Annotated in this window: 7 protein-coding genes; 2 read left to right on the top strand and 5 right to left on the bottom strand. The window is 41.9% G+C overall.

Annotation, left to right across the window (positions count from 1 at the left end):
* From CXF72_RS11440 to glyA, 4 genes are all read right to left on the bottom strand, one after another.
* On the bottom strand, positions 1-644 hold a 644-nt coding region (locus tag CXF72_RS11440), incomplete at its 3' end, for a riboflavin synthase (RefSeq protein WP_101039150.1).
* 1 nt (position 645) lies between these two features.
* Positions 646-1,803: a bifunctional diaminohydroxyphosphoribosylaminopyrimidine deaminase/5-amino-6-(5-phosphoribosylamino)uracil reductase RibD gene (ribD, locus tag CXF72_RS11435; RefSeq protein ID WP_101039149.1), complete on the bottom strand. Its 1,158-nt coding sequence runs from the start codon at positions 1,801-1,803 to the stop codon at positions 646-648.
* Positions 1,804-1,877: 74 nt separating this feature from the next.
* A complete protein-coding gene (gene nrdR, locus CXF72_RS11430; RefSeq protein ID WP_011769816.1) occupies positions 1,878-2,333 on the bottom strand; it encodes a transcriptional regulator NrdR in 456 nt (151 codons plus the stop codon).
* 207 nt (positions 2,334-2,540) lie between these two features.
* Positions 2,541-3,806, bottom strand: coding sequence for a serine hydroxymethyltransferase (gene glyA, locus CXF72_RS11425; RefSeq protein WP_101039148.1), 1,266 nt, complete (start codon positions 3,804-3,806; stop codon positions 2,541-2,543).
* Positions 3,807-4,317: 511 nt separating this feature from the next.
* Here glyA and ettA point away from each other — a divergent pair.
* Positions 4,318-5,982: an energy-dependent translational throttle protein EttA gene (gene ettA, locus CXF72_RS11420; protein ID WP_101039147.1), complete on the top strand. Its 1,665-nt coding sequence runs from the start codon at positions 4,318-4,320 to the stop codon at positions 5,980-5,982.
* 103 nt (positions 5,983-6,085) lie between these two features.
* Here the strand turns inward: ettA and CXF72_RS11415 are convergent, their stop codons facing one another.
* Positions 6,086-6,922, bottom strand: a complete 837-nt coding sequence (locus tag CXF72_RS11415; RefSeq protein ID WP_101039146.1) for a hypothetical protein — start codon at positions 6,920-6,922, stop codon at positions 6,086-6,088.
* A gap of 562 nt (positions 6,923-7,484) precedes the next feature.
* On the opposite strand from CXF72_RS11415, the gene CXF72_RS11410 reads away from it, so the two are divergent.
* Positions 7,485-9,530 carry a YjbH domain-containing protein gene (locus CXF72_RS11410; protein WP_232784964.1) on the top strand — a complete coding sequence of 682 codons (2,046 nt, stop codon included), beginning with the start codon at positions 7,485-7,487 and terminating at the stop codon, positions 9,528-9,530.
* Positions 9,531-9,819 lie beyond the last annotated feature (289 nt).

Raw genomic sequence — 9,819 nt, 5'->3', positions numbered from 1 at the left:
CGAGCGAGCAGATCCATGGTTGATTTATTGTCATTGCGGCTTTCAGCGGCTTTATCACCCAGCATTAAACGTTCTAAATAACGGGCGATAACATCAACTTCTAAATTGACTTGGGTGCCCACTTTATAGTTCACCATAGTCGTTTGCGATATTGTGTGCGGGATAATAGTCAATTTGAAAGCAGCGCCGTTAATTTCATTGGTGGTTAAACTCACGCCATCAACGGTAATGGATCCTTTTTCTGCGATATATTTAGCCAATTCATCGGGTGCTTTAATCCAGTATTCAACGGCATTGCCAAGGGGGTTAACGGATATCACTTCACCAACACCATCCACATGCCCGCTAACAATGTGTCCGCCAAAACGCTCATTCATTTGCATCGCTTTTTCTAAATTAAGCAAAAAACCGCTTTTGATTTGAGAAAAACCACTGCGCTTTAACGTCTCGTTAGAAAGATCAGCATCAAAGCCCTTACCACTTAACTTGGTCACCGTTAAGCAAACGCCATTATTGGAGATGCTATCACCCACTTTTACATCACTTAAATCAAGGCTCCCCGCATCGACGCTGATGGTGATATCTTTGGCATTGTTTTTAATGGCAGTGACCTTACCGACTGCCGCTATAATTCCTGTAAACATATTAACCCCTGTCACTTGTACTTGTAATGCGAATATCATTGCCAATTAAAACCACACTCTGCAGTGTTAGTTGCACAACCTCAATCATTTTTGAATAATCAGGCAAGTTTACTAAATCTCGCGCCTGACTGCCCATTAATTTTGGTGCCTGATAAAGAATAAATTGATCCACCAGCTGATGATTAAAAAACTCTCCCGCGAGCGTCGCCCCGGCTTCAACCCAAAGATCGTTGATTTCATAATCACTTAACTGGGTTAATAAGGCCCTAAGGTCAATCCGACCATGGCCATCATTCGTGCCGATCAGTTGTTCGACATCAGCGCTTAATTGATTTTTATTTTTTGGTAAATCGTCACGGGGAAACAGTGACACCAGCAATACTTTGCCTTCAAGTGAAAATAATTTTTCTTTAAGGGTGAGTGTATTGCGGGAATCTAAAATAATACGTATCGGTTGGCGTATTTCAGAAGGCGCCAATGTCAGATCAAAATCCGGATGCTTTTTTAAGCTTTCATAGCGCACATTTAAACTCGGATCATCGGCAATAACCGTTGCACTTCCGGTCAATATTGCACTTTGCAGTGCCCGGAAATATTGCACATCACAACGCGCGGCAGGGCCTGTTATCCACTGGCTTTGACCATTTTTAAGGGCTGTTTTTCCGTCTAAACTGCTGGCAAGTTTTACCGTGACACGAGGCTGTTTAACTCGCATCCGTTTAATAAAACCACGGTTTAAATCCATCGCTTCATTTTCAAGCAGACCAAGGTCAACTTGTATTCCCGCCTTCTTCAATATTTTAATCCCTTCTCCTGCGACCTTAGGGTTAGGGTCAACCATGGCAACGATCACGCGTTTGACCCCTGCTTTGGTTAAGGCTAGCGCGCAAGGAGGCGTACGGCCAAAGTGGGAACAGGGCTCTAAAGTCACGTAACAGGTTGCACCAATAGCTTTATCTTTAGCGATCGCAAGAGCATTCACTTCTGCGTGTCCTAAGCCAGCTTTTTGATGAAATCCTTCGCCCACTATTATATTATTTGCCACAATCACACAACCCACATTAGGATTGGGTGAGCTGGTGAAGCGCCCTTTTTTGGCCAGCAATATCGCGCGAGCCATATAAAATTTATCTAAGTCTGAAAAAACCGCAGTATTCATTAATATTCAATCTTCTACATTAACAAGAGTAAAAACAGTAAAAATTTTATTCTAATAAGGGTGATGCCATTAGGCTAAAAATCAGTCTCGAGCTTGGCTATTTCCTCACCAAACTCTTTAACATCTTTAAAGGAGCGGTAAACCGACGCAAAACGGATATAGGCAATTTTATCTAAACCCTTCAGTAATTCCATCACCAGTTCACCGACTATTTTAGAGGTCACTTCACGCTCGCCCGTCGCCCGCAGGGTTGATTTTAGTTTGTTAACCGCTGCATCAATGTCTTCCAGACTCACGGGTCTTTTCTCTAAAGCACGGTTAATACCGACCAGCAATTTGTCATCATTAAAGGGTTCACGACGGCCATCGGACTTGATTAAACGCGGCATTAACAGTTCTGCAAATTCATAGGTGGTAAAACGTTCATTACATTCATTGCAGCTGCGCCGGCGACGCACTTGAGATCCTTCTGAAACTAAGCGCGAGTCGATAACTTTAGTATCTTGAGCATTACAAAAAGGACAGTACATTTAATCTCACTCTTATTCAGAATTAATCAACCTTAAAAGTTGACTAGATCTATTGACAAATATCACAAATTTACTATGAATTTAATTTCAAGGTGTAATAGTAACCTGTTTAGCGCCTGTTTTAACAGTAATTTGCTTTATAGAGTCAAAAAAAGGGTAAAAAAAAGCTACGCGATGCGTAGCTTTTGAGCGCTTATTATTGAAAGATTATCCGTAAACAGGGCAAGCTTTACAAAGCGCAGCAACTTTAACTTTAACCGCTTCAATGGTTGAAGCAAGTTTAGCTTCATCTTTGATTGCATCAAGAATGTCACACATCCATAACGCAAGCTCAGCAGATTGTTGTGCATTAACACCACGACGTGCCAGTGCCGGCGTACCGATTCGTAGACCTGAAGTAACAAAAGGAGAACGCGGATCATTTGGCACAGAGTTTTTGTTAACCGTAATATGCGCATTACCCAAGGCAGCATCCGCTTCTTTACCGGTGATCTCCTGAGCGATTAAATCAACCAGGAATAAATGGTTTTCAGTACCGCCAGAAACGATTTTGTAACCACGCGCCAGGAAGGATTTAACCATGGCTTTTGCATTATCTAAAACCTGTTGCTGGTAAACAGCAAATTCAGGTTCAGCACATTCTTTAAATGCAACCGCTTTAGCTGCAATAACGTGCATTAGCGGACCACCTTGCTGGCCGGGGAAAACCGCTGAGTTTAATTTTTTCTCAATCGCTTCATTGGCTTTAGCAAGGATCAGGCCGCCACGCGGACCGCCTAAGGTTTTATGCGTTGTGGTAGTAACAACATCGGCAAAAGGCACTGGATTCGGGTAAAGACCCGCAGCCACTAGCCCTGCAACGTGCGCCATATCAACAAACAGATAAGCGCCTACTTTATCCGCTATTTCGCGAAATTTAGCCCAATCAACAATACCCGAATAAGCAGAAAAACCGGCAATGATCATGGTTGGTTTATGTTCGACAGCAAGACGTTCAATTTCCGCATAATCTAGAATACCCGTTTCAGGGGTGATTCCGTATTGCACAGCATTGTACATTTTACCGGAAAAACTGACGTGGGAACCATGGGTTAAATGTCCACCATGAGCAAGACTCATACCCAGAATAGTATCACCCGGTGCACAAAGCGCCTGGTAAACTGAAGCATTCGCTTGCGAACCTGAGTGAGGTTGAACGTTTGCATAATCAGCGCCAAATAAAGATTTAGCACGTTCAATGGCTAACGATTCAGCCACATCAACATATTCACAGCCGCCGTAATAACGTTTACCCGGGTAACCTTCTGCGTATTTATTAGTTAACTGACTACCTTGCGCTTCCATTACACGTGGACTGGTGTAATTTTCTGATGCAATCAGTTCAATGTGGTCTTCTTGGCGCTGAACTTCATCAGTAATTGACTGCCATAATTCTGGATCATAATCGGCAATATTCATATCACGGTTAAACATGCATAACTCCTGCTGGGTGTGGTTTAAAATCGGCTGATTTATTAATGTAACAAATTTCACCTAATCTTACCCTGTTGCATAGCGTAAACAAATGAATAATTTGGGGATTTAAAATGAAAATCCCCAAATTGAGTGGGATACCCGCAGAAATGGCCCTTTTATCTTAGGATCTGTTGACCTTTCGAGTACAAATTTCGTTCAATCTAAAAGTGTTCTGAGCAAGGCATGAGGAGAGCAGCATAGTTATTCTATGTAAACTTTGATCAACGCTGCGCAGGACGCTTTTAGATGAACTCAAGGGCAGCATTTGTGCGCACGATCATAGGCGTTATCACCTATTTATTTAGAATAACGACAAGTTGCAGGCTCTGCCTTGTATAAAGCACGCACCAATTTCTGCAAAAATGCACGCGAAAGGTCAACAGACCCTAACAACCTGTTTTATTTTCCGCTGCTTTGCCCTATCATCGGGATCCTGTCTTTTTCTTTCATTTAACAAGAGCAATCACTTATGGCACAGTTTATATACACAATGGATCAGGTGAGCAAGGTCGTCCCCCCCAAGCGTACTATTTTAAAAGATATCTCGCTGAGTTTCTTTCCGGGCGCAAAAATTGGCGTATTAGGTTTAAACGGTTCAGGTAAATCAACTTTATTACGTATTATGGCAGGTCTAGATAAAGAGTTTGCCGGTGAGGCGCGCGCTTTATCGGGCACAAAAATTGGTTATTTAGCGCAGGAGCCGGTATTAGATCTTAATAAAAACGTTCGCGAAATTATTGAAGAAGCGGTCAGTGAAGTTAAAAATGCGTTAACCTCACTCGATGCGCTTTATGCCGCTTATGCAGAGCCCGACGCGGACTTTGATGCACTGGCTAAACGTCAGGGTAAACTTGAAGCAATTATTCAAGCACATGACGGGCATAATTTAGAAAACCAGCTGGAGCGTGCCGCCGATGCCCTGCGCCTGCCGGCCTGGGATGCAAAAATTTCAATCCTTTCAGGTGGTGAGCGCCGCCGAGTGGCATTATGCCGCCTGTTGCTCGAAAAACCGGACATGCTACTACTGGATGAGCCGACTAACCATCTCGATGCAGAATCCGTTGCCTGGTTAGAGCGTTTCTTACATGACTATGAAGGCACTGTTGTAGCGATTACCCACGACCGGTATTTCTTAGATAATGTCGCCGGCTGGATTTTAGAATTAGACCGGGGTTACGGTATTCCATGGGAAGGTAACTACTCATCGTGGTTAGAGCAGAAAGATGCACGCTTAAAACAGGAAGCATCCCAGGAGAAAGCCCGCCAACGTCAAATTGAGCAGGAGCTCGAATGGGTTCGTTCAAATGCTAAAGGCCGTCAATCTAAAAGCAAATCGCGTTTATCCCGCTTTGAAGAGCTTAACAATCAGGACTTCCAAAAACGTAACGAAACCAATGAGCTGTTTATTCCACCGGGTCAGCGTTTAGGTGATCAGGTGATTGATGTTAATCATCTCAGTAAATCCTATGACGGTCGGGTTTTAATTGATGATTTAAGCTTCAGTATTCCCAAAGGTGCAATAGTTGGCATTATAGGTGCCAATGGTGCCGGTAAATCCACCCTGTTTAAAATGTTGTCCGGTGCTGAAACACCCGATTCAGGTGAAATCACTATAGGTGCAAGTGTGCAGCTGGCAAGTGTCGATCAGTTCCGTGATGATATGGATGATAAAATCAGCGTTTTTCAGGAAGTCTCCGGTGGCAGCGATATTATTAAAATTGGTAATATCGAAATTCCAAGTCGTGCCTACCTCGGGCGCTTCAACTTTAAAGGCGGCGATCAGCAGAAAATTGTGGGTAATTTATCCGGCGGTGAACGCGGTCGTTTACATCTTGCTAAATTACTTAAATCCGGCGGCAACGTGTTATTACTCGATGAACCCACCAATGATCTTGATATCGAAACACTGCGTGCTCTGGAAAATGCCCTGCTGGATTTTGCCGGTTGCGTCATGGTGATTTCACATGATCGCTGGTTCCTGGACAGAATCGCCACCCATATCATTGACTACCGCGATGAAGGGCAAGTGAATTTCTACGAAGGTAACTTTACCGATTACGAAGAATGGATGAAGAAAACCTACGGCGCCGCATCTGTCGAGCCACATCGTATAAAATACAAACGTATTTCGTAATATAGAAAATAAGCTCTGTTCCAGAACACAGCACTGCAATAAAAAAAGTCACTCGGTTGGAGTGACTTTTAAGGCTTAACTATCTTAGCCACCAAAGCTAAGGCTAAAAATTACTTCCACCCGTTGCTGGTACGGGTTCCTCTGGCATATCATTCTCAACTGTTGATACAGTAGTAAGAGCAGTATCATCTGCCACAGCCTTTACAGAAGCTTCTACATCAAAAGTCGCAACTTTAACCTTTGTAGAATCAGTAGCGATAGGATAATTAGAATTCACAGCAATTACTTCTGCTGCTACCGCTTTACTGGTTTCGATTATTTCTGTAACGGTTAACGTCGTGGTGTCCGAATAAACAAGCACATCACTAGTAACGTTATTAGTTGCGATCACTGAAGATACAGAATCTGGATAGTCTACTTTTAATTTGGTAATCGTACCTTCCATATCACGTGCCATGTCTAATGCATTAACACCAGTATCGTTGATAAGATCTGGATATAAATCAGTAACAACTTGCGTAACAATATCAGCGACGCTTTTTCCTGTAATATTATTCGCTGTATTAGCGTCAATCTGTTTAGCAATCAATGTTGTCAGAGGACTAAGCGTGATTGAATCACCCACTGATAATAACGCTCTAGGAATCACATAACTAATATTCGGCATTTTTTTATTATTAGAGGTATCAACTGAGTCAGCATTGCCCGTCGCAGTGAATGTACATAATTCCGGTGTGTTGAGAATTGCAAAATTAGAGCTGCTAACCGTACCATAATAATCAGTCTGTCCTAATTCTATTTTTCCTGCACCACAATCGGCAACCACATTCGCAAACTGAACAGGGCCATCATAGGCTTTAATCAATTTTCCCGACTGACCGCCACTGCAGGCAACTATAAAAGTACCAGCAATCAGTGCGGCTAAAATATTTTTTTTCATTATTGACATCCTTGCAATAGGTAAATTTGGATCAATCTCTATTCATATATTGCAACTTTATTGCAACTTTGTTTATTTTATTAAAAATTTCATTGTGCTTCAAAAAAGTAAAATCGAGGCAATGCTAACTTTATTTTGATTAAATAACTACTTAATAATATCAATCCAAGTAAGTAGTTAACGTCGAGGATCCCTCTCCTTCCCGGTCATTACAGAGGCCACTTATTAAAAAGTATAGATCAGTTGTCCGCTATCTTCTTACCCAATAACGGTTAACCTTAGCCAGATCGAAGTTATGCTATAAAACGGCTCTTGTATTGTTTTATTATATTGTTTTATATTTCACATTATGCTTATAATAATCCTTAAAATTAGGGCTTTACACGTAAACAACCAACTGATGGTGCAGAAGAACTTGTGCACCGGAGACAGGTGATACTGCTCCTAGCTGGTTTAAGCTTAAATCACTTAGATAACTAAGACCTTGACGTTACGCTTATATTACAAAGGATGTAATCAATTTATGCTCCCTTCGAACCGCACGTCTCTTTGCTTATTGACAATGTCAATAAGCAGTTTTCAGTGTTATGCCGCACTGGATAACCTGCCTTCTTTACAAAGTTTTACCGGGGCTGTACTAACACCCAATGCACAAGTATTAAAAACCGGGAAGGCTTCTTTTTTATATGGTCAGGGTGTTTATAAAGACGCACAAGCCCCCTACAAACACCAGATGCTGCTGTCTGTAGGTTTATTCCCAGGACTTGAAACAAGCGGACGCATTGTTGTTTCTGATGATTTTGATCACGGGAGTGACCTTTCCGCTTCACTAAAATACCAATTACCCTTAATTAAGCAATACACAGGTTTTGACCTTGCCTTTGGCGTACAGGATTTAGGCGGCGCGGCAAATAATTTCCAAGCCTATTATGCCGTGACTGATTATGAATTTACCGCCCTGCCCATTCGTTTAAGTGCGGGGGTCGGCCAATCAAAATTACCCGATAACATAATGAACGGTCCGTTTGCATCCATTGAGTATCAACCCTTTTCTTTTATGCAGCTGGCAGCAGAGCATGACAACACAGAACTGAACGTCGCAGCCAAAGTCTTTACTCCCCCTAAATCGTTACCTTTCGACTCTCAGGTCAGCCTCGAATATCAGTTGGCAACGGGACATGAGACAAATCAACAAGCGATGTGGGCAGCTAATTTGTCCGTGCCTATTTTGGGTTACAGCGATCGGGCTTTAAGTAAAAAAGAAAAAAGTCTAAGTACCTCATTAGAAGATAAATTATTGATTGAACAGTCATTACATGAGGTAAGCTCAGTAGCCTCACTTAAACACGCCTTAAAAAAAGAGGGTTTTCTTAATATTCAAGTGGGCATGGATAAAAACACTTTACTGATTGCTCTGGAAAACCGCCGATATAATCACAATGAAATCGATGCAATCGGGGTTGCCATGGCGATTATTAGTAACCACGCCGGGAAAGCAGTCTTTTCTGAACTTGGTAGCGACAATAATGAACAAAATGCCAAACTAATCATGTTAAAAAAAGGCATCCCTGTTGTTGCCGTAGAAAGCAACATGCACTGTTATCGTGAATTTATCCTTTCCGGTGATAATTGTGAGCAGCTTACCTTTACCAGTCATGAGCTTAGTAAAACTTATCGACAAACAGATTGGCAAGAAGATAAAATAGCATCCAGTTTCGGCCGTTCGCAAATAATTTTTTCACCTCTGGTGACACACGCTGTGGCAACGGAATATGGCGTTTATGATTATTCACTCGCACTTGGCACTAATTTAGTGACTACGCTATGGCCGGGTGCAGCCATCGATCTACGTTATGTATTGCCCTTGACTAACAGTGGAGATTTTGATGATGGAAAAATTTGGGGTGAGAAGCAATACCAAAGTGAAATAGATACAGCACTTTTCCATCAGGCATTCTCACTGCCCTTCAATGTTTTAAACCAAACCTCACTGGGTTATATTAAGTCCGGTTATGTGGGTGTCGCCAATGAAACCCTGTGGAATTCTCCACAGGGTTATCTCTCAATAGGTCTTGACGTTAACTATTTTGAGCCCACAGATAAGCACCTGAATTATAGAAAACTTGAGCATAAAAGGACTGTCTTAGGCTTTTACCAGCTTTCTTTACCGCAATTTAATTGGCAGGTAAAAGTGCAAGGAGGTACATTTTGGAATGGTGATACGGGGATCAAAATTTCCTCAATGCATTGGCTGGGTGATGTACGTGTTGATGCCAGTTACCAAAATACGCAAGTGACACAATATGATAATTCCCTTCCGGAAGAGTTTGCATCTATTAATATTTCTATTCCGCTAACTTTTTGGCGTGGTATGAAACCCGGTTATATTCAATTTAAAGGGGATAATAATTTCAATTATGGTGTACAAACACGTATTAATAATGAAGATGGCCATAATCAGCTCAACACAGGTTTAGGGAAAACCGTCAATATTAAACATGATATTGCTTCTCAATATTTAAACAGACAGCGTTTATCACCGAATTATCTGCAAGTAAATTCAGACAGATTAAGAAGCGCCTATCTGAAATATTTAACAACGCAATAAGCAAGTCATTAACCGTTAGAGAGATTCCCGAGCTTAATCGGGAATCCTTCAATGACCGTCATTCCTGAGCGCACTTATAAACGCAGATGATATGAGTATCAGGCGATCTGTGCTGACAACCGTGCATAATCATGAACGGGCGAGGCGTTCAATCTTCACCTTTAAAATACACAACAAATCACCCATGCGTCACTTTCTGCGCATTTTTTTGAGTTTCACCAAGCGCTTCAACGCGGTCATTTTTCTGAATATTTTAAGTCATATCCAGATTCGTGAAAGCAAGTATTGG

This window comes from Psychromonas sp. MB-3u-54, from assembly GCF_002836415.1.
Classification (GTDB): Bacteria; Pseudomonadota; Gammaproteobacteria; order Enterobacterales; family Psychromonadaceae; genus Psychromonas.
Note: the sequence above shows the minus strand (reverse complement) of the source record. Positions and strands in the feature narration are given on the sequence as shown.

Excerpts from the sequence above, each read along its gene's own strand:
- nrdR (WP_011769816.1), bottom strand. The coding sequence starts at position 2,333 with ATGTACTGTCCTTTTTGTAATGCTCAAGATACTAAAGTTATCGACTCG.
- glyA (WP_101039148.1), bottom strand. The coding sequence starts at position 3,806 with ATGTTTAACCGTGATATGAATATTGCCGATTATGATCCAGAATTATGG.
- ribD (WP_101039149.1), bottom strand. The coding sequence starts at position 1,803 with ATGAATACTGCGGTTTTTTCAGACTTAGATAAATTTTATATGGCTCGC.
- CXF72_RS11410 (WP_232784964.1), top strand. The coding sequence starts at position 7,485 with ATGTCAATAAGCAGTTTTCAGTGTTATGCCGCACTGGATAACCTGCCT.
- ettA (WP_101039147.1), top strand. The coding sequence starts at position 4,318 with ATGGCACAGTTTATATACACAATGGATCAGGTGAGCAAGGTCGTCCCC.
- CXF72_RS11415 (WP_101039146.1), bottom strand. The coding sequence starts at position 6,922 with ATGAAAAAAAATATTTTAGCCGCACTGATTGCTGGTACTTTTATAGTT.